At 71.3% G+C, this 23903-nt stretch carries 22 protein-coding genes; 9 read left to right on the forward strand and 13 right to left on the reverse strand.

Translation table 11 applies throughout. From position 1 onward, the window contains the following. Window positions 1–108: 108 nt before the first annotated feature. The gene (locus DV20_RS14180) at window positions 109–1518 is read right to left on the reverse strand and encodes an MFS transporter (protein ID WP_043780243.1); all 1410 of its coding nucleotides are present in this window, start codon (window positions 1516–1518) and stop codon (window positions 109–111) included. 105 nt (window positions 1519–1623) lie between these two features. On the opposite strand from DV20_RS14180, the gene DV20_RS14185 reads away from it, so the two are divergent. Beyond that, window positions 1624–2022, forward strand: a complete 399-nt coding sequence (locus DV20_RS14185; protein ID WP_043780246.1) for a winged helix-turn-helix transcriptional regulator — start codon at window positions 1624–1626, stop codon at window positions 2020–2022. Window positions 2023–2191: 169 nt separating this feature from the next. On the opposite strand, the gene DV20_RS14190 is transcribed toward DV20_RS14185, so the two are convergent. Continuing rightward, window positions 2192–3535 carry a cation:dicarboxylate symporter family transporter gene (locus tag DV20_RS14190; protein ID WP_043780248.1) on the reverse strand — a complete coding sequence of 448 codons (1344 nt, stop codon included), beginning with the start codon at window positions 3533–3535 and terminating at the stop codon, window positions 2192–2194. A gap of 144 nt (window positions 3536–3679) precedes the next feature. Here DV20_RS14190 and DV20_RS14195 point away from each other — a divergent pair, with 144 nt between their 5' ends. From DV20_RS14195 to erm, 4 genes are all read left to right on the forward strand, one after another. Further along, window positions 3680–5266: an ATP-binding protein gene (locus tag DV20_RS14195; protein ID WP_235190836.1), complete on the forward strand. Its 1587-nt coding sequence runs from the start codon at window positions 3680–3682 to the stop codon at window positions 5264–5266. Next, window positions 5263–5931 (forward strand): response regulator, encoded by a 669-nt coding sequence (locus DV20_RS14200; protein WP_043780252.1) that lies wholly within the window; start codon window positions 5263–5265, stop codon window positions 5929–5931. Before DV20_RS14195 ends, DV20_RS14200 begins: the two co-directional genes overlap by 4 nt. Window positions 5932–6024: 93 nt before the next feature. Continuing rightward, window positions 6025–7773 (forward strand): M64 family metallopeptidase, encoded by a 1749-nt coding sequence (locus tag DV20_RS14205; protein ID WP_043780253.1) that lies wholly within the window; start codon window positions 6025–6027, stop codon window positions 7771–7773. Between the two features lie 224 nt (window positions 7774–7997). Next, a complete protein-coding gene (gene erm, locus DV20_RS14210; protein ID WP_043780254.1) occupies window positions 7998–8741 on the forward strand; it encodes a 23S ribosomal RNA methyltransferase Erm in 744 nt (247 codons plus the stop codon). Here the strand turns inward: erm and DV20_RS14215 are convergent. The 8 genes from DV20_RS14215 to DV20_RS14250 are packed head-to-tail and all read right to left on the reverse strand — an operon-like array spanning window position 8738 to window position 18641. Beyond that, window positions 8738–10105, reverse strand: coding sequence for a beta-N-acetylhexosaminidase (locus tag DV20_RS14215; RefSeq protein WP_084093476.1), 1368 nt, complete (start codon window positions 10103–10105; stop codon window positions 8738–8740). The two genes, erm and DV20_RS14215, sit on opposite strands and share 4 nt — an antisense overlap. 1 nt (window position 10106) lies before the next feature. After that, window positions 10107–10955, reverse strand: coding sequence for a carbohydrate ABC transporter permease (locus tag DV20_RS14220; RefSeq protein WP_084093477.1), 849 nt, complete (start codon window positions 10953–10955; stop codon window positions 10107–10109). Then, window positions 10946–11893, reverse strand: a complete 948-nt coding sequence (locus DV20_RS14225; RefSeq protein WP_043780258.1) for a carbohydrate ABC transporter permease — start codon at window positions 11891–11893, stop codon at window positions 10946–10948. The genes DV20_RS14220 and DV20_RS14225 overlap by 10 nt, the downstream gene beginning before the upstream one ends. Then, the gene (locus tag DV20_RS14230) at window positions 11893–13176 is read right to left on the reverse strand and encodes an extracellular solute-binding protein (protein WP_043780259.1); all 1284 of its coding nucleotides are present in this window, start codon (window positions 13174–13176) and stop codon (window positions 11893–11895) included. Before DV20_RS14230 ends, DV20_RS14225 begins: the two co-directional genes overlap by 1 nt. Window positions 13177–13192: 16 nt before the next feature. Beyond that, complete coding sequence (locus tag DV20_RS14235) at window positions 13193–14314, reverse strand: lactonase family protein (RefSeq protein WP_043780261.1); 1122 nt, start codon at window positions 14312–14314, stop codon at window positions 13193–13195. Between the two features lie 48 nt (window positions 14315–14362). Further along, a complete protein-coding gene (locus DV20_RS14240) occupies window positions 14363–15751 on the reverse strand; it encodes a GntP family permease (protein ID WP_043780262.1) in 1389 nt (462 codons plus the stop codon). Next, entirely contained in the window at window positions 15748–17343 is a 1596-nt protein-coding gene (locus DV20_RS14245) for an N-acyl-D-amino-acid deacylase family protein (RefSeq protein WP_043780264.1), read from the reverse strand. The genes DV20_RS14240 and DV20_RS14245 overlap by 4 nt, the downstream gene beginning before the upstream one ends. Beyond that, window positions 17343–18641, reverse strand: coding sequence for an amino acid deaminase (locus DV20_RS14250; RefSeq protein WP_043780266.1), 1299 nt, complete (start codon window positions 18639–18641; stop codon window positions 17343–17345). The genes DV20_RS14245 and DV20_RS14250 overlap by 1 nt, the downstream gene beginning before the upstream one ends. 151 nt (window positions 18642–18792) lie before the next feature. Here DV20_RS14250 and DV20_RS14255 point away from each other — a divergent pair, with 151 nt between their 5' ends. The 3 genes from DV20_RS14255 to DV20_RS14265 are packed head-to-tail and all read left to right on the forward strand — an operon-like array spanning window position 18793 to window position 20866. Continuing rightward, window positions 18793–19728 carry a sugar kinase gene (locus tag DV20_RS14255; RefSeq protein WP_235190838.1) on the forward strand — a complete coding sequence of 312 codons (936 nt, stop codon included), beginning with the start codon at window positions 18793–18795 and terminating at the stop codon, window positions 19726–19728. Next, a complete protein-coding gene (locus DV20_RS14260) occupies window positions 19725–20483 on the forward strand; it encodes an IclR family transcriptional regulator (protein WP_043780268.1) in 759 nt (252 codons plus the stop codon). The genes DV20_RS14255 and DV20_RS14260 overlap by 4 nt, the downstream gene beginning before the upstream one ends. After that, window positions 20483–20866: a RidA family protein gene (locus DV20_RS14265; RefSeq protein ID WP_043780269.1), complete on the forward strand. Its 384-nt coding sequence runs from the start codon at window positions 20483–20485 to the stop codon at window positions 20864–20866. The genes DV20_RS14260 and DV20_RS14265 overlap by 1 nt, the downstream gene beginning before the upstream one ends. A gap of 15 nt (window positions 20867–20881) precedes the next feature. Here the strand turns inward: DV20_RS14265 and DV20_RS14270 are convergent, their stop codons facing one another. The 3 genes from DV20_RS14270 to DV20_RS14280 form a co-directional block, all read right to left on the reverse strand. Further along, window positions 20882–21877 carry a 1-aminocyclopropane-1-carboxylate deaminase gene (locus DV20_RS14270; RefSeq protein ID WP_043780270.1) on the reverse strand — a complete coding sequence of 332 codons (996 nt, stop codon included), beginning with the start codon at window positions 21875–21877 and terminating at the stop codon, window positions 20882–20884. Then, the gene (locus DV20_RS14275) at window positions 21874–22509 is read right to left on the reverse strand and encodes a GntR family transcriptional regulator (protein ID WP_407638336.1); all 636 of its coding nucleotides are present in this window, start codon (window positions 22507–22509) and stop codon (window positions 21874–21876) included. Before DV20_RS14275 ends, DV20_RS14270 begins: the two co-directional genes overlap by 4 nt. A 213-nt stretch (window positions 22510–22722) precedes the next feature. Then, a complete protein-coding gene (locus DV20_RS14280) occupies window positions 22723–23082 on the reverse strand; it encodes a DUF1844 domain-containing protein (protein ID WP_167344378.1) in 360 nt (119 codons plus the stop codon). A 191-nt stretch (window positions 23083–23273) separates the two neighbouring features. On the opposite strand from DV20_RS14280, the gene infC reads away from it, so the two are divergent. After that, the gene (gene infC / locus DV20_RS14285) at window positions 23274–23891 is read left to right on the forward strand and encodes a translation initiation factor IF-3 (RefSeq protein WP_043780275.1); all 618 of its coding nucleotides are present in this window, start codon (window positions 23274–23276) and stop codon (window positions 23889–23891) included. Window positions 23892–23903 lie beyond the last annotated feature (12 nt).

The following is a 23903-nucleotide window of genomic DNA, read 5'->3' on the forward strand; positions in this document are numbered from 1 at the left end:
GGAACCCGCGTGATTTAGACCGGAACCCACGTGATTAAAGCCGGAACTCGCGAGTTCCGGCTCCAATCACGCCAGTTACGGCTCCGATCACGCGAGTCACGGGCCGGGTCACGCGAGATCGGCGGTGCACAGCTCCGGCTCGGGGGCCGGGCGGGTGCGGCGGGCCAGGACCAGGCCGCCGAGGGCCACCGCCGCGATCAGGAAGCCCGCGCTGACCCCGTAGGCCATGCGGTACCCGGCCGCCAGCGCCGCACGGTGGTCCAGCGCGCCGAGGCTCTCCGTGCGGGCGGCGGCCACCGCGGCCAGGACCGCCGTGCCGACCGCCGCCCCGACCTGCTGGGTCGTGTTGATCAGGCCGGACGCGACGCCGGCGTCCGCGGCCGGGACGTCCGCCATCGCCAGGCCCATCAGCGCCGGGATGGCCGCGCCGGCCCCGAGGCCCATCAGCAGCAGCGGCGGCAGGATGCCGGTGAAGTAGGCGTCCGAGACGCGGGTGAGCAGCAGCAGGCCCACGATCACCAGGCCGAGCCCGGCGAGCAGCACCGCGCGCGGGCCGAACCGCGCCGAGAGCTTGTCCGCGAAGCCGAGCGACGCCACGGCGATCACCAGCGGCACCGGGACGAACGCGACCCCGGTCCCCAGCGCGTCGAGGCCCAGCACCTGCTGCAGGTACAACGCCGTGACGAACTGGAAGCCGAGCATCCCGGCGACCATCAGCACCATCACCACGTTCGCGCCGGCCACCGCGCGGATCCGGAACAGCCGCAGCGGCAGCAACGGCGTCCGCGCCTTCGCCTGCCGCACCGCGAAGGCCGCGAGCAGGACGACGGCCGCGGCGAGCGCGCCCCAGGACGACGCCGAGATGCCGTACACGCCGAGCATCACCGCGGCGGTGACCAGGACCGCGCCGAGCACGTCCAGGCCCGCCCGAAGACCCGTCCCGCGGTCCGGCGAGACGACTCGCACGGCCAGCAGCAGCGCCGCGACGCCGATCGGCAGGTTGACGTAGAACGTCCAGTGCCAGCTCAGCGCCTGCGTCAGGGCACCGCCCGCGATGAGCCCGATCGACGCGCCCGCCGCCTGCGTGAAGCTGTACACCCCGATCGCCTTCGCCCGGGCGCGGGGCTCGGGGTACATCGTGACGATCATCCCGAGCACCACGGCCGACGCGAGCGCGCCGTCGACGCCCTGGGCGAACCGGGCCACGACCAGGACGCCCGCGTCCGCGGACAGGCCGGCGACCAGGGAGGCGAGGGTGAACAGGCTCAGCCCGCCGAGGAAGACGCGGCGGCGGCCGAGCAGGTCGCCCAGGCGCCCGGAGAGCAGCAGCAGGCCGCCGAAGGCGACGAGGTAGGCGGTGAAGACCCAGGACAGCCCGGCGGGCGTGAACCCGAGGTCGGCCTGGATCGCGGGCAGGGCCACCGCGACGATGCTGCTGTCCAGCACGACCATCAGCGAGGCGGCGCACAGCACCGCCAACGCGAGGCGGCGGGAGCGGGTGGGGTGGTTCTCGGCCATATCAGGCCCCTCCAGACGAGAGTTCCCCCTGGTCGATGCCAGGGCACTTCTTGTAACAGTGCCCATCATGTGTGACCATGGGATCGCCCGGAAGGAGGCACTTCCATGTCCCAGGGGAACATCGGTGTACCTGTCCAGGTCACCGAGATCGACCCGGAGAAACTCGACGTCTGCACGGTGCTGGAGGTCATCAACCGGATCAGCGGCAAGTGGGCGATCGGCATCCTGCTGGAAGCCATCCGGGGCCCGGTGCGGTTCACCGAGCTGGAACGCGCGGTCGAGGGGATCAGCCGCCGGATGCTGACGCTGACCCTGCGCAACCTCGAGCGCGACGGCCTGCTGAACCGCACTATCTACCCGACCGTCCCGCCGCGCGTGGAGTACGAGGCCACGCCGATGGCGAAGGAGCTGTACCAGTCCCTGAACGGCCTCCTCGGCTGGGCGGAGCAGCACCGCGACGACATCGCCGCCGCCCGCGTCGCCTACGACACCGCCGCCTCCTGAACGCCGAAGGCGGCACTTTCACGTGAAAGTGCCGCCTGGGGCGGAGAGGGGGGAGTGCCGCCTGGGGCGGAGGACGTGGAACGGGCCGCGGCGCGAGGTCGGGGGAACTCGCACCGCGGCCCGCGGTGGTTCGTGCTCAGCGGGGGCGTGAGCACGAACGCCTGGAGGGTTACTTCGCCGCGGCTTCCTCCGGCTCGGGCTGCCGCTCCTCGTCGATCAAGGTGGCTTCGTCGAACGGCGCGTTCCCGGCGAACACCCGTTCCGCCTGCTCGCGGTCGAACTCCTTCGTCCAGTTTCCGATGAGGACGGTCGCGACGGCGTTGCCGGCGAAGTTGGTCAGCGCGCGGGCCTCGGACATGAACCGGTCGATGCCGAGGATGAAGCCGACGCCGTTGACCAGTTCCGGCCGGTGCGACTGCAGGCCGCTGGCCAGGGTCGCGATGCCGGAACCGCTGACGCCGGCCGCGCCCTTCGACGCGATGATCATGAACACCAGCAGGCCGATCTGCGCGCCGAGCGACAGCGGCTCGTCCTGCGCCGCGGCGATGAACAACGTCGCCATGGTCAGGTAGATCGCCGTGCCGTCCAGGTTGAACGAGTACCCGGTGGGCACGGTGATGCCGACGACCGACTTGCCGACACCCAGGTGCTCCATCTTCGCGATCAGCCGCGGCAGCGCCGACTCCGACGACGACGTCGACAGGATCAGCAGGAACTCGCGGCCGAGGTACCGCAGCAGGTGCCAGATGTTCACCCGCGCGCCGATCCACAGCACCAGGCCGAGGACGACGAACACGAACACCAGGCAGGTCGCGTAGAAGCCGATCATGATCACCGCGAGGCTCTTCAGCGCGGCCCAGCCGGTCGCGCCGACCACGGCGGCGATCGCCCCGAACGCGCCGATCGGCGCGGCCCACATGATCATCGCCAGGACGCGGAACACCAGGCGCTGGATGTGCTCGACGCCGCGCAGGATCGGCGCGCCCTTCGAACCCAGCTTCTGCAGCGCGAAGCCGACGAGCAGCGCGACGAGCAGCGTCTGCAGGACCTGGCCCTCGGTGAAGGCCGAGACGAACGTCTTCGGGATGATGTGGAGCAGGAAGTCGACCGGGCCCTCGGAGCCGGTGGCGGACTTCTGGACGCTCTTCACGTCGGCGGGGTTGAGGTGCAGTCCCTCACCCGGGTGCAGGATGTTGCCGACGACCAGGCCGATGGCGAGGGCGAACGTCGACATCACGATGAAGTAGACCAGCGCCATGACGCCGACCTTGCCGACCTTCGCCGCCTTGGCGACCGAGCCGACACCGATCACGATGGTGCAGAAGATGATCGGGGAGATCATCATCTTGATCAGGTTGACGAATCCGTCGCCCAGTGGCTTCAGGCCCTTGGCGAAGCCGGGGAAGAGAAAACCCACCAGGATTCCGAGCAGGACCGCGACGATCACGGCCAGGTACAGGTAGTGGGTCTTGTCGCGGCGGCGCGGCGCCGCGTCGGGGGTCGGTGTCGGCACCGTTGCCTCCAGCTAGGGGTGTTCGGGTTGCGGCACACTGTAGGCCGGGTTCGGTGATCCGGCTCACTTGTGTTCATTGAGTTCGTGTGATGATCGCACCGTCCCGTTCGGACACCGGCTCGCGCGGTGTGCTGGTATGAGGAGGTGCCCCCGACGTTGCGGTCCCATTGGAGCCTGGCGCGCCAGCTGCTCGTGCTGCAGCTCGTCGTGCTCTGCGTGCTGGCCGGCGCCGGGATCACCTTCGCCTACCTCGACGCGCAGCGGGCGGTGAGCGAGAACGCGCGCGACCAGGTCCGGGTGGTCGCGGCGACGGTCGCCGACGCGCCGACCGTCGCCGCCGCGGTGACCACACCGGATCCGAGCGCGACGCTGCAGCCGTTCGCGGTGCGCGTGCAGGACCACACCCACGTGGACTTCATCACGATCATGAGCCCGGCCGGGATCCGCTATACCCACCCGAACCCGGCCCTCATCGGGCAGCACTACCTCGGCACGATCGACAAGGCGCAGCGGGGCGAAGAGCTCACCGAGACCTACACCGGCTCGCTCGGGCCGTCGATGCGCACGGTCGTGCCGGTGTTCGACGCCGGCCACCGGGTGGTCGCGCTCGTCGCGGTCGGGATCAGGGTCGCGGCGATCTCGGCCGAACTGCGCGAACGGCTGTGGCCGCTGTTCGGCGTCGGGGGCACGGTCGTGCTGGTCGGTGCCCTGGGCGGCTGGCTGATCAGCGCCCGGCTGCGGCGCCAGACCCGCGGCGTCGCGCCGGACGAGCTCAGCAACCTCTTCGAGTACCACGAGGCCGTGCTGCACTCGGTCCGCGAAGGCGTCCTGCTCGTCCGCCGGGACGGGCGGATCGGCCTCTGCAACGACGGCGCGCGCACGCTCCTCGGCCTCGACACCGACCCGGTCGGCCGCGACCTCGCGACGCTGGGCCTGCCCGACGGGCTCGCCGAGGCGTTCACGTCGGAGGAGAACCGGGCCGAGGAACTGCACCTGACGGACTCGCGCGTGCTGCTGGTGAGCACGACCGCCGTCCGCTCGGGCGGCCGCTCGCAGGGCACCGTCGTCGTCCTGCGCGACCACACGGAACTGCAGTCGCTGACCGGGGAGCTGACCACCGCGCGCGGCCTCGCCGAGGCGCTGCGGTCCCAGGCGCACGAAGCGGCGAACCGGCTGCACACGGTCGTTTCCCTGGTGGAAATCGGCCGACCCGAGCAGGCCGTCGAGTTCGCCACCGCCGAACTCGCCTTCGCCCAGGAGCTGACCGACCGGGTCGTCGGCGCGGTCGCCGAGCCGGTGCTCGCCGCGCTGCTGCTGGGCAAGGCGGCCGAGGCGAGCGAGCGCGGGGTCGAGCTCACGGTCACCCCGGACACCGTGATCGACGACGTCTCGCTCGGCATCGAGGCCCGCGACCTGGTGACCATCCTCGGCAACCTGATCGACAACGGCCTCGACGCGGCCGTGCGCGGCACCGGTCACCCGAAGGTCGTCGTCACCGCCCGCTCCGACGAGGAGGGGCTGCTGCTGCGCGTCGCCGACTCCGGGCCCGGTGTGCCCGAGGACGCCGACGTGTTCCGGCGCGGGTGGTCGACGAAGGCCGAAGACGGCCACGGCCTCGGCCTCGCGCTCGTCGGGCAGGCGGTGCGCCGCTACGGCGGCACGGTCGACGTCGGGCGGGACGGCGGCGCGGTGTTCACCGTGCGCCTGCCGCGGCAGGAGGCGCGCCGGTGATCCGCGTGCTGGTGGTGGAGGACGAGCCGGTCGCGGCCGAGGCGCACCGCGTCTACGTCGAGCGGCTCCCGGGGTTCGCGGTGGCGGGCGTGGTCCACTCCGGCGGCGAGGCGCTGCGGTTCTGCGAACGCGACCCGGTCGACCTGGTGCTGCTGGACTTCTACCTCCCGGACACGCACGGCCTGGCGGTCTGCCGGTCGCTGCGCGCGGCCGGCCTGCCGATCGACGTCATCGCCGTGACGTCGGCGCGCGACCTCGGCCTGGTCAAAGCGGCGGTCTCGGTCGGCGTGGTGCAGTACCTGCTCAAGCCGTTCACGTTCGCCACCCTGCGCGAGAAGCTCGAGCGCTACGCGGAATTCCGCGACGCGTCCGGCGAGGTCACCGGCCAGGCGGAGATCGACCGGGCCCTCGGCGCGCTGCGCACGACCGAGCAGCCGCCGCTGCCGAAGGGCATGAGCGTCCAGACGCTGGAAGCGATCACCGACGCGCTTTCCGGCGCGGCGGAAGGACTTTCCGCGGGCGCGGCGGCCAGCGCGATCGGCGCGTCCCGCGTGACGGCCCGGCGGTACCTGGAATACCTGGCCGACAACGGCATGGCCCACCGCGAGCCGCGCTACGGCCAGGTCGGACGGCCGGAGGTCTGGTACCGGCTGACCCGCGTATAACGATCTATACTTCGCAGCAGGCGACTTCCGGCGGTTCCGGTGCCGCTTTCCGTGCGGTAGACCGGGAAGATCACCGACCAGGGGAGTGCCGCCATGCGGAAGTGGGCCGGGTTCGTCGCAGCGCTCGTTCTCACCGCCGGGGTCGCCGCCCCGGCGCAAGCCGGGGAGCCGACGGCCGCCGTCACCGACGTCCAGGTCACCGGGCCGGTCGCGCAGCGGTTCAACCTCGTCGTCCTCGGGGACGGCTACACCGCCGCCGAGCAGCCGAAGTTCTTCGCCGACGTCGAGCGGCACGTGAACACCCTGTGGTCGCTGGAGCCGTTCAAGTCCTACCGCAGCTACTTCAACGTCTTCGCCGTGTCGATCGACTCGCCCGAGTCCGGTGTGGACTGTGACCCCTCGCTCGACGCACCGCGCCGGAACACGCCGCTGAACATGGGGTTCTGGGGCGGCTGCAACCCGCAGAGCGTGCAGCGGCTGCTGACCGTCGACGACGACGTGGCGCAGCGGTACGCCGACCTCGTGCCCGGGACGTCCCCGGCGAACCGGCAGATCCTGGCGATCGGCAACAGCAGCACCTACGGCGGCGCGGGCGGCACCTACGCGACGGCGTCGGGCGGGAACGCGCTGTCGGCGCTGATCTCCCCGCACGAACTGGGCCACTCGCTCGGCGGCCTCGACGACGAGTACGACTACTACGCCCGCAACGTCCCGGGCGGCGCGTACGAGGGCGGCGAGCCCGACTCGATCCACCACACCCTGCTCACCGAACCGCGGATGCGGGCCCAGCACGCCAAGTGGTGGCGCTGGCTGGGCGAGCCGAGTGAGTCCGGCGGCACGATCGGCCGCTTCGAAGGCGGGCTGTACAGCCGGAGCGGGGTCTGGCGGCCGAGCGCCCACTCGATGATGAAGACGCTCGGCTACGCGTTCGACCAGGTCGGCCGCGAGCGGATGACGCAGCGGATCGCGGCGAAGGTCCCGCTCGTCGCCGGCGGCACCCCGGCCGGGACGATCGGCGCGGACCGCGTCGTGTGGGTGCGCCCGATGCACCCGGTGAGCCACCGCCTGGACGTCACGTGGACGCTCGACGGCACCAGGCTGCCCGGCCGCGACGCGGTCGACCTGCGCCGAGCGAAGGTCAAGCCGGGCAAGCACACGCTGACGGCGACGGTGACCGACCCGACGCCGTTCGTCCGCGACCCGGCGGTCCGCCCGTCGGCCACCCGCACGTGGACGGTCGACACGACGGTGGTGACCCCGCCCGCCGGTGGGCCGGCGGTGGTGGCCTCGACGCCGACGTCGCACCCGATCGGCGGCCACGACGTCGTCTACGTCGAAACCGGCGAGCCGACCGGCTCGATCCCCGCGGTCCGCTGGTCGCTCGACGGCCGTGTGGTGGGAACCGGCTCCGACTACGCCCTCGACGCACCGCGCGGCACGCACACGCTCACCGCGACGACCGGCGGCACGACGCTGGCCTGGACGGTGGACGCGACGGGCCCGCAGACCACGGCGGAGCTGCCGCCCGGCCCGGTGTACCACGGCTCGTTCACGATGCGGCTCACCTCGCCCGACGGGATGCCGGAGTTCCGCGTTGACGGCGACGGCTGGCACAAGTACTTCGGCTGGCCGACGGACCCGGAGGCGCCGTACCTGTTCACCGCCCTCGGCACGAACATCGACGGGCTGGCGTACGGCAACCTCGGCTCGGGCGGGCTGACGGTGTCCCCGTTCGCCGACCGGACGCCGGGGTACGGCCGGCACCGCATCGAGTACCGGTCGATCGACGCGGCGGGGAACGTGGGCCCGACGCGATCGGTCACGGTGACGCTGCTGCCGTAAATCGGTCGCGGGCCGCCGTCGCGGCTTGTAGGGTCCGCGGCCATGGGAACCTTGTGGATGCCCGCCTGCGGGCGTAAGGCTCAGCGTCTCCGCCGCGCCTGACGGCGCGCCTCGCTGACGATCCGATCGCGCCGTACTTCCGGATGCCCCGGCACCCGGAGGCGGTCGAGCGCACTCCGCTCCCATCCCCGGGTGCTCCATTCCGCACGTCTGGAGTACCTCCCTTGTCCCGTTCCGTCCACGGCGGACGCCACGAACTCGGCCAGAACTTCCTGCACCACCCCCCGACGATCGACCGGATCGTCCGGCTCGTCCGCGCGACGGACGGCCCGATCCTCGAGATCGGCGCCGGCGACGGCGCGCTCACCGGCCGGTTGGCGACGCTCGGGCGTGACGTCCGGGCGGTCGACCTCGACGAGCACCGCGTGCGCCGGCTCCGGCGCCGCCTGCCGTCGGTGACGGTCGTCCACGACGACGCCCTGCGGATCCCGCTCGACCGGCCGGTCGTCGTGGGGAACCTGCCGTTCCACCTGACCACCCCGATCCTGCGGCGGCTGCTCGCCACCGGCAGCTGGGCCGAGGCGGTCCTGCTGACGCAGTGGGAGGTGGCCCGCAAACGCGCCGGCGTCGGCGGTCGCACCCTGTTGACCGCGCAGACCGCGCCCTGGTTCGGCTTCACCCTGCACGGGCGCGTCCCGGCCGACGGGTTCCGGCCGAAACCGAGCGTCGACGGCGGGCTGCTCACGATCTCGCGCCGGCCGGAGCCGCTCGTCGACCCGGCCGAACGCGCCGGCTACGAGACATTCGTGCGCCAGGTCTTCACCGGCCGCGGCCGCGGGATCGAACAGATCCTCACCGCGGCGGTCCCGAAGCCGTGGCGGGCGCTCCTCAAGGCCGCGGGGATCCCGCCCTCGGCCCTGCCTCGCGACCTCACCCCGGAGCAGTGGGCGGCGTTGTGGAACGGCTAGCGCGGCCGCCCCGGCACCCCGGGCCGCGTCTGCCACGGATGCGGCCCGTCCAGTGGCCGGTACTCCACCCCGAGCGCGTCCAGCCGCGGCAGGTGGTGGTCGCGCAACCGGGGCAGGAACTCGGCGTAGTCCCGTGGCCCGGCACTCCACGCCACCTCCGCGAACGCCGACAGCCGCGGGAACGCCATGTAGTCCACCCGCCGGACGTCGTCCAGGTGTTCGCTCCACACCTGCGCCTGCACCCCGCGCAGCCGGGCGCCGCTCAACGCGGGCTCGTACGCGTAGACGTCCTCCAGCGTGTGGACCCAGCCGACCGGGATCGGCTCGTCGGGGTGCGGGGACTGCCGGTGGTCCAGGTACACGTGCTGCTCCGGGCACAGCACCACGTCGTGCCCCCACGCCGCCGCCCGCAGGCCCGCGTCCTCGTCGCGCCAGGCGCCGATCACCATCGGGGGAAGGCCGTCGATGTCGAGCACCTCGTCCCAGCCCATCGGGGTGCGGCCGCGGGCCACCAGGTGCTCGGCCAGCCGCCGGACGAACGCGCGGTGCTCGTCGGTCGCCCCCGGCGTCTCGTCGCCGCCCAGGGCGATCACCGGGGACGGGAAGATGTCCAGCAGGTGGTCGAACACCTGCCGGAAGATATCCAATGTGGACTCGACCGGGGAAAGCAGGGAAGTGCTGATGCCCCAGTCGGTCCAGACTTCGTAGGACGGCGAAGTCCCCAGAGCGGGGTAGGCGGCCAGTGCCGCTCGCGCGTGGCCGGGGATGTCGATCTCCGGCACCACGGTGATGGCCCGCGAAGCGGCGTAGGCGACGATCTCCCGCAGGTCGTCGCTCGTGTAGAAACCACCGTGCGGGCGGCCGTCCTGCGCACCCCCGCTGCCTGCCATCGACGACGGCCGCCAGCCGCCCACCGACGTCAACCGGGGAAACGCCGGGACCTCGAAGCGCCACCCCTGGTCGTCGGTGAGGTGCAGGTTCAGCACGTTGAGCTTGTGCGCGGCCAGCAGGTCGACGAACCGGAGCACCTCCGCCTTCGTCCGGAAGTGCCGGGCGACGTCCAGCAGGCAGCCGCGCCATCCGAACCGGGGATGGTCCTCGACGACCCCGCACGGCAACGGCGAAGGCGCGAACCCGGCGACCCGGAACGCGGACGGCCCCGCCAGCTGCCGCAGCGTTTCCCGCCCGTAGCACTCGCCGGCGGCATCGGCCACCTCCAGAACGACCCCCGAGGGGGAAATCGTGAGCCGGTAACCCTCCGGTGGCAGAGAAGCGGCCCGCACGTCCACTGTGGACGGCCAAGGGCACGAACCGGGCGAAGGCGTCACCGAGACCGGGCGGGGGAGCAGGGTGTCGAAAACCATGTCAGCCCTTCACGGCGCCGGCCATGCCGGACACCAGCCGTCGTTGGACGAGGACGAAGAACACCAGCACCGGGATCGTCATCAGCGTCGAGGACGCCATCACCGCGCCCCAGTCGGTGTCCTCCGGCTTGAAGAACACCAGGATCGCCTGCGGCAGCGTCTGGTTCTCGGTCTTGGAGACGATGAACGTCTTGGCGAACAAGAAGTCGTTCCACGCGTGGATGAACGCGAGCACGCTCACGGCCACCAGCCCGGGCGCCACCAGCGGGAACAGGATCTGCCAGGTGAACCGCATCCGGGACGCGCCATCCAGCTTCGCCGCCTCTTCCAGCTCCACCGGCACCGCGGCGACGAACCCGCGCAGCATCCAGATCGCGAACGGCAGGCTGAACGCCAGGTGCACCAGCACCAGCGAACCCAGCTCGTTGAGGCCCAGCGCCGGCACCGCGCCGCCGAGCGACCGCATCAGGAAGAACAGCGGGATGGTCAGCGCCTCCACCGGCACCATCTGGGCGACCAGCGTCATCACCAGCAGCACGGTCCGGCCCTTGAAGGAAAACCGCGTCAGCGCTACCGCCGAAAGGAACGACAGCAGCAGCGACAGCGCCACGACGACCAGCGCCACCAGCAGGCTGTTGACGAAGTACCGCCCGAAGCCCGACACGGTGAGCACGCGCGAGAAGCTGTCGAACGACGGGTGGAACGTCCACGGTTTCGGGTTCGCCGACTGGATCTCGCCCGCCGGCTTCACCGCCGACAGCAGCATCCAGTACAGCGGGAAGGCGACGATCCCGGCGATCACGACGGTGACGACTTCGGCGATCAGCCGCCCCGGGCGCTTCACAGCCATGCCGCGCTCCGGCGCTGTGTCCGGACGTACAGCCCGGTGACCGACAGCAGCAACAGCGTCATCACGACTCCGATCGCCGAGCCGAGGCCGTACTCCTGCCCGGCGAAGGCCTGTTGGTAGGCGTAGACGTTGAGCACGAGGTTGCGCCCGGCCACGCCGCCGCCGTTGGTCATCACGTAGATCTGGGTGAACACCTTGAAGTCCCAGATGATCGACTGGACGGTCGCGATCATCAGCAGCGGCCGCACCATCGGCAGCACGATCGTCCACGTCGTGCGCCACGCCGACGCGCCGTCGAGCGACGCCGCTTCGAGCACCTCGTCCGGCACCCCCTTGATGCCGGCGTACATCGTGACCAGCACGAACGGGAACGAGCACCAGATCACCTCGGCGGCGACCAGCCCGAACGCGCCGAGCGTGCCGAACGTCCACGAGTGGTGCTCGAACGGCAGCCCGAGCCCCGACAGCACCTCGTTGACCAGGCCGAAGTCGGTGTCGAAGAGGAACAGCCAGACGTAGGAGCCCGCGATCGCCGGTGTCGACCACGCGCCGAGCGCGGCCAGGAACAGCAGCATCCGGGGGAGCGACCGCACGCGCGAAGCCAGCACCGCGAGCCCGGTGCCGACGACGAGCGAACCGACGACGCAGGCCGCGGCGAACCCGACCGTCTTGCCGAGCACGGTCCAGAACTGCGCCTGGGACAGCAGGTCGGCGTAGTTCGCGAAGCCGAGGAAGACCAGTGGGGCGTTACCCGCGGCCTGCGGCTGGCCGTAGTCGTAGAACGAGATCAGGACCAGCTGGTAGATCGGGTAGGCCAGCAGCGCGGCGAGCAGGATCCCGGCCGGGGCGAGGTAGAGCGCGGCGGCCCGGCCGTCCCCCTTCCGCCGCGGCCGCCGCGCGGGGGCCGTGACGGAAGGGGCTTCCTGGAGCGTCACCACTAGCCGAAGGCCTTGTTCATCGCGGCGGCCGCGTCGGCGAGGGCCGCCGACGGGTCCTTTCCGCCGGTGGCGATCTGCTGCACGGCCGTCGGCAGCACGTTCTGGCTGTCGATCTTCGACCACGCCGGCGTCGCCGGGACGAACTTCGTGCCCGCCTTGAGCGTGTCGACGAACGGCTTGAGGAACGGGTCGTTCGCCGCGAGCTTCTGCTGCACACTGCCCAGCGTCGGCAGGTTGCCCATCGCGGTGTACATCTTCTCCTGGTACTTCGCGCCGCCGAGCAGCTCGACGAACTCCAGCGCCAGGCCGCGGTGCTTGCTCGCCTTGAACACGCCCAGCAGGTTGCCGCCGGCGAACGCGGGCGCGGTGCTCCCCACCGTCAGGCCCGGGATCGGCACGACGGCGTACTTGCCCTTCACCGCGCCCTGCTCGACGGCCTTGCGGTTGAAGTCGCCGCCGATCGTCATCCCGGCCTTGCCGCCGGCGAACGCCGTGACGCTCTGCGTGCCGGTCAGGTTCGCGCACTGCGCGGGCGGGCAGATGTCGTCCTTGAGCAGGTTCGCGTACTGCGTCACGCCGGCCTTGGCCTGCTCACCGGTGACGGTCGAGGTCCACTTGCCGCCGTTCTGCTGCGCCAGCTCCCCGCCGTTGGCCCAGAGGAAGGGCAGCATCGCGTAGGTGTACTTGCCGCCGACGGCGATGCCGTAGAGGTCCGGCTTGGCGGCCCGGATGCGGCGGGCGGTGTCGGTCAGCTCGGCCAGCGTGGCCGGCGGCTTGAGGCCGAGCTCGGTGAAGACGTCGGTGCGGTAGTAGAGCGCGCGGATGCCGGTGTACCACGGCAGGCCGTAGGTCTGGCCGCCGGACTTCGCCGTGTCCAGCACGGTCGGGATGAGGTCCTTGCCCCCGGGCCACGCCGCGAGGTCGCCGGTCAGGTCGGCCAGCGCCCCGGTGGCCGCGTAGTTCGAGACGTCGGTGTTGCCGAATTCGGCGACGTCCGGGGCGTTGGCCGGGTCGTTGAAGGCACCGGAGAACTTGTCGGCGCGGCCTTCGACCGGCACCCACTGGACGTCGACCTCGACGCCCTGGTGGGCGGCCTTGAACTCGGTGATCGCGTCCTTGACCACGGCCTCCTTCGGCGCGCGATTGGCCTCGTCGAACAGCCAGACGCGAACGGTGCCGGTCTTGTCGTCCCCGCCGCCGCCCGCGGGCGCGGACTGGGTGGGTGCGCAGCCGGCCAGCAGGACCAGCCCGGCGACGACGGGCAGGGTGCGGCGCAGTCTCATGGGGAACCTCACGGGATCAGGCGAAGTAGACGGAGTTGACGCTGCCGACGGCCAGTTGGCCGGCGGGGGCGCCGGGCAGGCCGGTGGCCGGGTCACGCGGCAGCCAGGTGACGGTGCCGGAACGCTGGTTCGAGACGTAGAACCAGCTTTCGGACGGATCGAGGGCCACGTGCCGTGGCCAGTTACCGCCGGTCGGCACGGTGGAAACCAGCTCCAGGCTGGCGCCGGACGCGGCGAACGTGGCCAACGTGTTCGGACCGCGGACAGTGGCGTAGACGAACTTGCCGTCGTTCGACACGATGATCTCGCCCGGGTACTGCTCGCCGGTGCTGCCGGCGGGCACGGCCGGGACGACCGAGAGCGCTTGCAGCCGGCCGCCCGCCGCGTCCCAGCTCGCCACCGTCACCTCCGCCCGCAGCTCGCCGAGGATGTAGGCGAACTTGCCGGTGCGGTCGAACGCGAGGTGCCGCGGCCCGGCGCCCGAGGGCAGCTTCAGCTGCTGGTGCAGCGAAAGCTTCCCGGCGGCGAAGCCGTAGACGTACACCGAGTCCGCGCCGAGGTCGACCGCCAGCACCCAGTGGCCGGTCGGGTCGTTGACGACCTGGTGCGCGTGTGCGTCCCGCTCGGCGCCGTGGTGGGTGACGAGGTCCGTGGCCGGCCCGAACTTGCCGCCGGCCAGGATCGGCAGCACGACGACGCTGCCCGAGCTGTAGTTGGCGGCCAGCACGTACTTCCCGCTCGAGTGCACGCTGAGGTGCGTCGGTGCCCCGCCCTTCGACGAAACCTTGTTGAGCAGCTTCGGGTTAGTGGGGTCCGCGATGCTCAGCGCCGAGACGTACCCGTTCGGGTCGCCTTCGTTGGTGACGTACAGCGTCTTGCCGTCGGCGCTGCGGGCGAACCACGACGCGTCGGTGATCCCCGCGATGGTGCGCACCGAGGACAGTGCCGCGCCCGAGCGGGTGGCGACGTCGAGGCCGTGCCCGGCCGCCCCGGTGGTGTAGCTGCCGATGTACACGGTCGTGCCGGCGAAGCAGCCCTTCTCCGTGGTGGCCGCGCCGGCCACCGGCGCGCCGAGCACGGTGGCGGCTCCCGCGCCGGCCGCGGCGCCGAGGAACGTGCGACGGGAAAGTCCGGTCATCGTCTTTGTCTCCCAACGGGTTTCGGCGGTGACAGGCTCCAGTATGGTCTAGACCACGGCCATGAGCAATGCCGAAGCCCCGAAACCGGAAAGGGAAAGCACGGTTTCCAGTGCGGTCCAGGACTTGAGCGTCTGCGGCACGGTGAGGTTGAAGTACCGTGAAACGATCCAGAAGCCGCCGTCGTTGACGTGCGAGGCGATGATCGAGCCGGCGGAAATCGCCATCACCAGCAGTGCCAGCTGGATCTGCGAATAGCCGAGCTGGGCCACGGTCGGCGCGATGATCCCGCTCGTGGTCACGATGGCGACGGTCGCCGAACCCTGCGCGATCCGCATGCCGCAGCTGATGACGTACGCCGCGAGCAGCACCGGCAGCCCGGCGTCGTGCAGCGAATCGGCCACGGCCTTGCCGATCCCGGTCGCCGACAGCACCGCGCCGAAGAACGCGCCCGCGCCGACGACCAGCAGGATCATCGCGACCGGCCGCAGCGATTTCGCGGCGAGTTCGTTGAGGTCCCTGCCGGTGAACCCGCGCCGCAGGCCGAGCAGCCAGGACGCGAGCAGCACGGCGACGGTCAGCGCGACCGCGGGGGTGCCGATGAACGCGGCGACGCCGGCGAGCGCGGAGCCCTTCGGCAGCCAGATGCTGCCGAACGTGCCGGCCAGGATCAGCACCAGCGGCACCGCGATGATCGCGGCGACCAGGCCCAGCGACGGCGGGTTCTCCTCCTTCTCGCCTTCCTCCTCGGCGAAGACCATGTCCTCGGGCACGTCGACGACGATCCGCTTGCCGATCCACGTCGAGTAGAGGACGCCGCCGACGAGGAACGCGGGGATCCCGCAGGCCAGGCCCATCAGGATGATCCAGCCGAGCTCGACGTGCAGCAGCCCGGCCGCGGCCACCGGACCGGGGTGCGGCGGCAGGAAGGCGTGCGTGATCGACAGGCCGGCCAGCAGCGGCATCGCATACAACACGAGCGACTTGCCGCCCTGCTTCGCGGCGACGTAGACCAGCGGGGCCAGCACGAAGATGCCGATGTCGAAGAACACCGGGATGCCGAAGACGAACCCGGCGACCCCCATGGCCAGCGGCGCCCGCTTCTCGCCGAACGACCGCAGCAGGGCCCCGGTGAGAACCTTGGCGCCGCCCGAGCGTTCCAGGATCGAGCCGAGGATCGTGCCGAGGCCGATGATCGCCGTGATGTGCCCGAGGATGCCGCCGAATCCCTTCTCCAGCAGGGAGTCCGACGCCTTCTGGGCCGAGCCGACGATCGTGCCGACCGGCAGGCCCGCCGCCAGCGCGGTCAGCAGGCCGACGACGATCAGCGCGATGAAGGGTTCCAGCTTGAGCTTGATGATCAGCACCAGCAGGACGGCGATCGAAACGGCGGCGAGCGTGAGCAGCCCGCCCGTGGTGTGTTGCAGCCAGTGGATCATCGGGTTCTCCGGGGGTTGCGCAGGGAGTGTCCGGCGAGGGCGCCGGTGGGACGGCCGTCGTCGAGGGCGGCGACGCCGTTGACGAAGACGTGGGTGAGGCCCGTGGCGGGTTGCCGCGGGTCTTCGAAGGTGGCGGTGTCGGCGACCGTTTCCGGGTCGAAGAGCACCAGGTCGGCGGCGTACCCGGCGCGCACGAGGCCGCGGTCGGTCAGCCGCAGCCGCCGCGCGGCCCGCCCGGTCAGGTGGGCGACGCACTCGGCCAGGTCCAGCACGCCCAGTTCGCGGACGTACCGGGCGAGGTAGCGGGGGAACGTGCCCCACGCGCGGGGGTGCGGCCGCGCGCCGACGAGCAGCCCGTCGCTGCCGCCGGTGTGCGTGCGGTGCCGCATGATCGCCTGGACGTTCTCCTCGTGCCCGACGTGCATCAGGCACGACGTGCCGAGCCGTTCGTCGAGGAGCGTGTCGAAGTACAGCTTCGCCGGTTCGGTGCCTCGCGTGCGCGCCGACGCGGCGACGCTGTGCCCGACGAGGTGGGCGTTGTGCTCGTGGCGGACACCGTTGATTTCGATCGCGTCCCAGTCGATCGGGACGCCGTGGGCACCGTCCGATCCGGACTCTTCGATCTCGGCGCGGATCCGCTCACGTTCGTCCACATCGGACAACCGGGCGAGCGTGGCGTCCAGGCCGCCCTCGGTGGCCCAGCTCGGCAGCAGCGCCGAAAGGTAGGTCGCGCCCGGCAGGTACGGGTAGGTGTCCAGGGAGATGTCGCAGCCGTCGTCGAGGGCGTCGTCCAGGAGCTTGAGCAGGTCGGGCGCCTTGCCCTTGTTGACCGAGAAGTTCATCGTCGCGTGGGCCAGGTGCAGGGGGCAGCCCGACCGGCGCGAGACGTCGATCATCTCGGCGAAGGCTTCCAGCGCGCCCTTGCCGTAGCTGCGGTGGTGCGGGCTGTAGAACCCGCCCAGCTCGCCGACGACCCGGCACAGCTCGACCAGCTCGCTCGTCTCGGCGTACATCCCGGGCGTGTAGGTGAGGCCGGACGACATCCCCATCGCGCCTTCGCGCAGGCCGGTCGCGACCAGTTCCTTCATGCGGTTCAGCTCGGCCTCGGTGGCCGGGCGGTCGTCCCAGCCGACGGCGAGCATGCGGACCGTGCCCTGCGGGACGAGGTAGGCGGCGTTGACAGCGATGCCCCGGTCGAGGCGGTCGAGGTACTCGCCGACCGAGCGCCAGTTCCAGTCGAACCCGGGCGGGTCGTCGTTCCAGCCCGCGAGCTGCTGCCGCAGGGCCTCGAGCACGACGTCGTCGACCGGCGCGTACGACAGCCCGTCCTGGCCGAGGACCTCGGTCGTGACGCCCTGGGTGATCTTCGCCGGGTGGTCCGGGTTGGCCAGCAGCTGCAGGTCGGAGTGCGAGTGCATGTCGATGAACCCGGGCGCGAGCACGAGCCCGTCGGCGTCGATCGTCCGGCCGCCGGTGAGCGAGCCCGCGTCGGCGACTTCCGCGATCTTCCCGCCGCTGATGCCGACGTCGTGGCGGGCGAGCGGGCCGCCGGTGCCGTCGGCGACCAGCGCGTTGCCGATGACGACGTCCATCAGAACCACGTCCGGACGTAGTCGACGACGGTTTCGCCGTCGGCCGCGGTGACCGGCAGCAGCGGCCACTTGTCGAACACGGTGCACGGGTGGGAGAGGCCGAGCCCGATCCAGTCGCCGACCTCGACCGGGGATCCCGGCGGGAGCGCGAGGAAGGCGTGCTGGTCGTTGAGCTTGGTGACGGTGTGGCCTTCGAGGGGTGCGGCGGGCCCGTCCGGGGGGCGGCGCAGCTGCGGTTCGGGCATGCCTTCGTCGAAGGACGCGTCGCGCTTGCCGATGGTGAGCAGCGCGAGCTCGTCCGACGGCTTCGACGTCACCTGCGCCCAGGCCCGGAGTGCGGGCCGGAAGGAGTCGACGCCCTCGATGCGCGGGTGGTCGCCCAGCGGGGAGATCTCGCGGTAGAAGCCGTCGTCGTGGGTCAGGTAGGCGCCGCTGCGCAGGACCGGCAGCACGTCGAGGCCGTCCGGCCACGGTTTCGTCAGCTCGTTCGCGACCTGGTCGAAGTAGGCGCTGCCGCCGGCGGTGACGACGATCTGCCCGGCGAGGAGGCCCTTGTCCGCGAACGAGATGGCGAGGTCGCGCAGACCGTCCACGTAGGAGCTGATCTTGGCCAGGGCCGCTTCGTCGGTGCCGTGGGACAGCGCGCCTTCGTAGCCGCCGGTGCCGCGCAGCCGCAGCACCGGGCTCGCGTGGACCGCCTCGGCGATCGCCAGCGCGGTCGCGGTGTCGCGGACGCCGGTGCGGCCGCCGTCGGCGCCCAGTTCGACGAGCACGTCCACCGGGCGCTCGGCGCCTTCGAGGGCCGCGGTCATCAGCTCGACGCCGCGGACCGAGTCGACCCAGCAGAAGAACTCGAAGCCCGGGTCGGCCGCGAGTTCGGCGGCCAGCCAGCGGAGGGCGGCCGGGTCGAGGAGCTGGTTGGCCAGCAGGATCCGGGACACGCCGAAGGCGCGGTAGATCCGGAGGTGACCGGCGTTCGCGCAGGTCACGCCCCAGGCGCCGTGCTCGATCTGGCGCGCGAACAGCTGCGGGGCCATGGTCGTCTTGCCGTGCGGCGCGAGCACCACACCGCGCTCGGCGCACCACGCGGCCATCGTCCGCAGGTTGTGCTCGAGCGCTTCTTCGTCGAGGACGACGAAGGGGGCGAAGAACCCGTCGGTGAACAGGTTCAGCCGGCGGTCCGCGGCTTCTTCCAGGGTGAGCCCGGACAGGGCGGGGGCGGCCGAGCGGAAGCGCCAGTCGATCCGCTCCCGGCGGAGGGCGTCGAGCGCGGCGGGGTCCAGCAGGCAAGGGTTCATCGGCGGCGACCTCTGTTGCGTATGTTGCAACGACTGTTGCGCATTTTGCGTGCCATAGGTGTAGCATCCGGGTCGCCACAGGTCAACGGGGTGAAGGGCAGGGAGACGAACAGTGACGAGCGGGCCCGAGGTGCTGTGCGTGGGGGAGACGATGGCGCTGTTCGTGCCCGCCGAACCCGGCCCGCCCGAGGAGGTGAAGCGCTGGGTGCGCACCATCGGCGGCGCCGAATCGAACGTGGCCTGCAACCTGCCGACGCTGGGGGTGCGCAGCGGCTGGGTGAGCGCGGTCGGGGACGACCCCTTCGGCCGGGCGATGCTGCGGGAGGTCGCGTCCCACGGCGTCGACGTCAGCGCCTGCTACGTCGACCCGGCGCGCCCGACCGGGCTCTACGTCAAGGAAAGCGGGGCCGGCGGCAGTCCGGTGCGCTACTACCGGGCCGGCTCGGCCGCGTCCGGGATGGGTCCTTCGCTGCTCGATCGGCTCGACCTCGACGGCGTCCGCGTGCTGCACCTGTCGGGGATCACGCCCGCGCTGTCGGACAGCTGCCTCGCGCTGGTGCGCGCGCTGCTGGAACTGCCCCGCGGCGACCGGCTGATCTCCTTCGACGTCAACCTGCGGCCGTCGCTCTGGACGGGCCGTGATCCCCGCCTGCTCGCGGAGCTGGCCGCGCAGGCGGACATCGTGCTGACCGGCGACGACGAGGCCCGGCAGGTGTGGGGGACCGGCGACCCGGCGCAGCTGCGGGCGTTGCTGCCGCGACCGCGCACGCTCGTCGTCAAGCACGGCGAACGCGGCGCGACGCTGGTCGAGGGCGAGCCGCTGTTCGCGCCCGCGCTGCGGGTCGACGTCGTCGAGCCGGTCGGCGCCGGGGACGCGTTCGCCGCCGGGTTCCTCGCCGCGACCCTGCGCGGCGCCACGCCGCTGGAGCGGCTGCGGCAGGGACACCTGCAGGCCGCCGTCACCCTGCTCACGCACGACGACGTCGGGGTGCCGCTGCCGCGCCCGGTCGTGGATACCCTGCTGCAGGCCGGCCCGGACGAGTGGCGTTCGGTGCGGCTGACCGGAGAGGGCGTGGTGCGCACATGAGTCAGAGCCTGGACCGCGCGCTGACGTTGCTGAACTCGATCGCGCAGGACGCGCGCACCCTCGACGACCTCGCCGACGAGATCGGCGTGCACAAGTCCACCGTGCTGCGGCTGCTGCGCACCCTCGAGCAGCACCACTTCGTCCGCCGCGAAGGCGCCCGCCACTACCGGCTGGGCAGCGCCATGTTCGACCTCGCCAACCAGGCCCTGGACTCCTTCGACGTCCGGCGCAGCGCCCACCCCGCTTTGGCGGCCCTCAACGCGCGCACCGGGCACACCGTGCACCTGGCCAGCTACGAAGACGGCGAAGTCGTCTACATCGACAAGTTCGAAGGCCGGCACTCGGTGCGGATGTACTCGCGCATCGGCAAGCGCGCGCCGCTGCACTGCACGGCGGTGGGGAAGGTGCTGGTCGCGGCCATGCCGCCGGCCCGCCGCGAGGAGATCGCCCGGTCGATCGACTACCCGGTGCGGACGCCGAACACGATCACGACGCCGTCCGCGTACCTGGCCGAGCTGGAACGGGTGGACCGGCTCGGGTACGCCGTCGACAACGCCGAGCACGAGGACTTCATCCACTGCATCGCGGCGCCGGTGCGGGGGACCGGCGGCGAGGTGCTGGCCGCCGCGTCGATGTCGGTGCCGAAGGTGCTGCTCGACTACGAAGGCCTGCTGGCGCTGGTGCCCGAGCTGCGGGCGGCCACGAAGGAAGCTTCCGTCCACAGTGGATGGACGGAGAACGGAAAGGGGCACTGATGAGCAAGACGGCAGTTTCCACCGAGAACGCGCCGAAGCCGCCGGCGAAGTTCTCGCAGGCCGTCCGCAAGGGGAACCTGCTGCAGGTCGCCGGCCAGGTCGCGTTCGACCCGGCGACCGGCGCGATCGTCGGCGACGACGTCGCGGGCCAGACCCGGCAGACGTTCAAGAACATCGAAGCCGTGCTGGCCGAGGCGGGCTCGAGCCTCGCCGACGCGATCATGGTCCGGGTGTACCTGACCGACACCGCGCACTTCGCGCCGTTCAACGAGGTGTACGACGAGCTGATCGGCGACGCGCCGCAGCCCGCCCGCACCACGGTGTACGTCGGCCTCCCGGGCGAGCTCCTCGTCGAGATCGACGTGCTCTGCGTGCTGGACTGACCCGGTGCCGGGCGGTCAGCCCAGAACGCTCGTGTAGCCGTTCAGGGCTGGCTGCCCGCCGAGGTGGGCGTAGAGGACGTTCGAACCGCGCGGGATCTCGCCGGTGCCGACGAGGTCGATGAGCCCGGCCATCGACTTGCCCTCGTACACCGGGTCGGTGATCATGCCCTCCAGCCGCGCGCAGGTTTCGATGGCGTCCACAGTGGACTTGTCGGGGATGCCGTAGATCCCGGCGTGGTAGCGGTCGTCCAGCTCGACCTCGGGGATCTCCCCGGCGCCGATCAGCTCGGCGGTGTTCCGCGCGATGCGGGTGACCTGCTCGCGGGTTTCCGCCGGCTTGGCCGAGGCGTCGATGCCGAGGATGCGCCGCTCCTTCCCGAGCGCGGTCCCGGCGACCATCCCGGCCTGCGTGCTGCCGGTGACCGAGCAGACGATCACGGTGTCGAAGAAGACGCCGAGTTCGTCCTCCTGCTTTTCGAGCTCCACGATCCAGTTCGCGAAGCCCAGTCCGCCGAGCCGGTGGTCGGAGGCGCCGGCGGGAATGGCGTACGGCTTACCGCCTTGCGCTTCGATCTCGGCGACCGCGTTCTCCCACGTCTCCTTGAACCCGATGCCGAAGCCGGCCTCGACCAGCCGGACGTCGGCGCCGAGGATGCGCGAGAGCTGGATGTTGCCGACCTTGTCGTAGAGCGGGTCGTGCCAGTCGACCCAGCTTTCCTGCACCAGCACGGCCTTGAGCCCGGCCCGCGCCGCCGCCGCGGCGACCTGGCGGGTGTGGTTGGACTGGACCCCGCCGATGGAGACGAGCGTGTCGGCGCCTTCTTCGAGGGCATCGGCGACGAGGTACTCGAGCTTGCGGGTCTTGTTGCCACCGAACGCGAGGCCGGAGTTGACGTCCTCGCGCTTGGCCCAGATCTTCGCACCGCCGAGGTGTTCGGTGAGGCGTTCGAGGGGGTGCACCGGCGACGGGCCGAACAGCAGGGGGAAGCGCGGGAAGGCGTCGAGGGTCACTGTTCCTCCAGCAGGTCGGTCCAGATGGTCGAGATCACGGAGACGGCGGTTTCGGTGTCGTGCTTCTCGAGGGCGTCGATGAGCTTCGTGTGGCGTTCGACGGAGTTCCAGGCCAGCGCGGAGCTGAACCGGGCGTGCTCGAGGCGGCGCAGGAGGGGCGTGTAGCGGTCGAGGGTCGCGGCGACCGCGGCGTTGCCGGCCAGGCGGACCGGGACGTCGTGCAGCTCGTCGTCGGCTTCGACGGCGGCCGCGATGTCCCGGGCCGCGATGGCTTCGGCGAACCGGTCGTTGGCCGCCCGCATGGCGGCGATGTCCGCCGGACGGCACTTGGGTGCGGCTTGCTTGACGGCGAACTCGTGCAGCACCCGGACGACCTCGCGGGCGTCCAGGACGTCGGGGGACATCACCTCGGAGACCCGGGTGTAGCTCTGCGGCTTGGAGTCGACCAGACCGTCGTCGGCCAGCCGTCGCAGGGCCTCGCGAACGGGGGCCTTGGAGAGCCCGAGCTGGTCGGCGAGATCGCCGTCGCGCAGCGGGGCCCCCGGCGGCAGGGTGCCGTCGACGATCGCGCGCCGGATGCGGTCGTAGGCCTCGTCGCGGAGCAACGGGCGCGTGACCTTCGAGAGACTCACATCTAACATGTTAGATGTCGACGGAGTTGCCCCGCAAGGTCGTCGTGCTGGCATCCACATTTCGGGCGCGATGTGGACAACCGGCCCCCAGGCCCCCGCTCTTCCGGGTTTTGCCGGGCACCCCCGATAGACTGGACTCGGGGACGCCCCCCGGAGAGGGTGGGGGCTGCTCTGGTGGGGGCTGCTCTGGTGGGGGCCGGTCGAGGGTGGTCGTCAGTAAACCGGGCCGGTGTACTTCTCCCCGGGGCCCTGCCCGGGCTCGTCCGGCACGGCCGAAGCTTCCCGGAAGGCCTTCTGCAGTGACTGCAGGCCGTCGCGCAGCGGCCCGGCGTGCAGGCCCAGGTACTCGGCGGAGGCCGTCACGAGCCCGGCGAGCGCGGTGATGAGCCGGCGGGCTTCGTCGAGGTCGCGGTGCGGGGACGTCGCCGGGTCGGCGTCGGCGAGCCCGAGCCGTTCGGCGCCGGCCGACAGCAGCATCACCGCCGCGCGGCTGATCACCTCCACGCTGGGGATGTCCTCCAGGTGGCGGGCTTCGGGGGAATACGGGGGCTGTTCGGAGGGTTGATCTGACACGTCTGGTACCCTTCCACGAGCGACCAGCCCTCGAGCGATCGGGGGCGGCAAGTGGAGCCCCGCTCCCACCCGCGTCACCGCACAGGTGGCCGGGTCCGGTCTCACCCGTCCAGGGTGAACAAGTGTCCTCCGGGGCACGATCGGAAACAGAGTGGGCCCCGCGCACCGCATGGTGTCGGGGCCTTCGCTATGTGGGCACCAGGTCGAACGAGAACAGGAAACATTCCTCGGACCAAGGAGGCCCCATCAGCTCCGAGACACGCATCAACGACCGTATCCGGGTGCCGGAAGTCCGACTCGTCGGACCCGCCGGCGAACAGGTCGGCATCGTCCGGATCGAGGATGCGCTGCGCCTGGCGCAGGAGAACGACCTCGACCTCGTCGAGGTGGCGCCGCAGGCCCGCCCGCCGGTGTGCAAGCTCATGGACTTCGGCAAGTTCAAGTACGAGAGCGCGCAGAAGGCCCGTGAGTCGCGGCGCAACCAGCAGCTGACCGTCATCAAGGAACAGAAGCTGCGCCCCAAGATCGACCAGCACGACTACGAGACCAAGAAGGGTCACGTGTCGCGGTTCCTGGCGGCGGGCAACAAGGTCAAGGTCACGATCATGTTCCGCGGCCGCGAGCAGTCCCGGCCGGAGCTCGGCTACCGGCTGCTGCAGAAGCTCGCCGAAGACGTCACGGAGCTCGGCTTCGTCGAGTCGTCGGCCAAGCAGGACGGCCGAAACATGATCATGGTGCTGGCCCCGCACAAGAACGTGAAGCCGAAGGCGAAGGCCGAGGCGGCCCCCGAGCCGACCCCCGACGCGTAGGCGCCGACCAGC

The organism is Amycolatopsis rifamycinica, from assembly GCF_000695625.1.
In the GTDB taxonomy this organism is placed as follows: domain Bacteria; phylum Actinomycetota; class Actinomycetes; order Mycobacteriales; family Pseudonocardiaceae; genus Amycolatopsis; species Amycolatopsis rifamycinica.

Bases quoted from the DNA above. Each gene is read 5' to 3' on its own strand.
- DV20_RS14215 (WP_084093476.1), bottom strand. From the start codon at position 10,105: ATGGTTTTCGACACCCTGCTCCCCCGCCCGGTCTCGGTGACGCCTTCG.
- DV20_RS14180 (WP_043780243.1), bottom strand. From the start codon at position 1,518: ATGGCCGAGAACCACCCCACCCGCTCCCGCCGCCTCGCGTTGGCGGTG.
- DV20_RS14220 (WP_084093477.1), bottom strand. From the start codon at position 10,955: ATGGCTGTGAAGCGCCCGGGGCGGCTGATCGCCGAAGTCGTCACCGTC.
- DV20_RS14255 (WP_235190838.1), top strand. From the start codon at position 18,793: ATGGCGCTGTTCGTGCCCGCCGAACCCGGCCCGCCCGAGGAGGTGAAG.
- DV20_RS14245 (WP_043780264.1), bottom strand. From the start codon at position 17,343: ATGGACGTCGTCATCGGCAACGCGCTGGTCGCCGACGGCACCGGCGGC.
- DV20_RS14260 (WP_043780268.1), top strand. From the start codon at position 19,725: ATGAGTCAGAGCCTGGACCGCGCGCTGACGTTGCTGAACTCGATCGCG.
- DV20_RS14185 (WP_043780246.1), top strand. From the start codon at position 1,624: ATGTCCCAGGGGAACATCGGTGTACCTGTCCAGGTCACCGAGATCGAC.
- DV20_RS14250 (WP_043780266.1), bottom strand. From the start codon at position 18,641: ATGAACCCTTGCCTGCTGGACCCCGCCGCGCTCGACGCCCTCCGCCGG.
- DV20_RS14265 (WP_043780269.1), top strand. From the start codon at position 20,483: ATGAGCAAGACGGCAGTTTCCACCGAGAACGCGCCGAAGCCGCCGGCG.
- DV20_RS14240 (WP_043780262.1), bottom strand. From the start codon at position 15,751: ATGATCCACTGGCTGCAACACACCACGGGCGGGCTGCTCACGCTCGCC.
- DV20_RS14235 (WP_043780261.1), bottom strand. From the start codon at position 14,314: ATGACCGGACTTTCCCGTCGCACGTTCCTCGGCGCCGCGGCCGGCGCG.
- DV20_RS14205 (WP_043780253.1), top strand. From the start codon at position 6,025: ATGCGGAAGTGGGCCGGGTTCGTCGCAGCGCTCGTTCTCACCGCCGGG.
- DV20_RS14230 (WP_043780259.1), bottom strand. From the start codon at position 13,176: ATGAGACTGCGCCGCACCCTGCCCGTCGTCGCCGGGCTGGTCCTGCTG.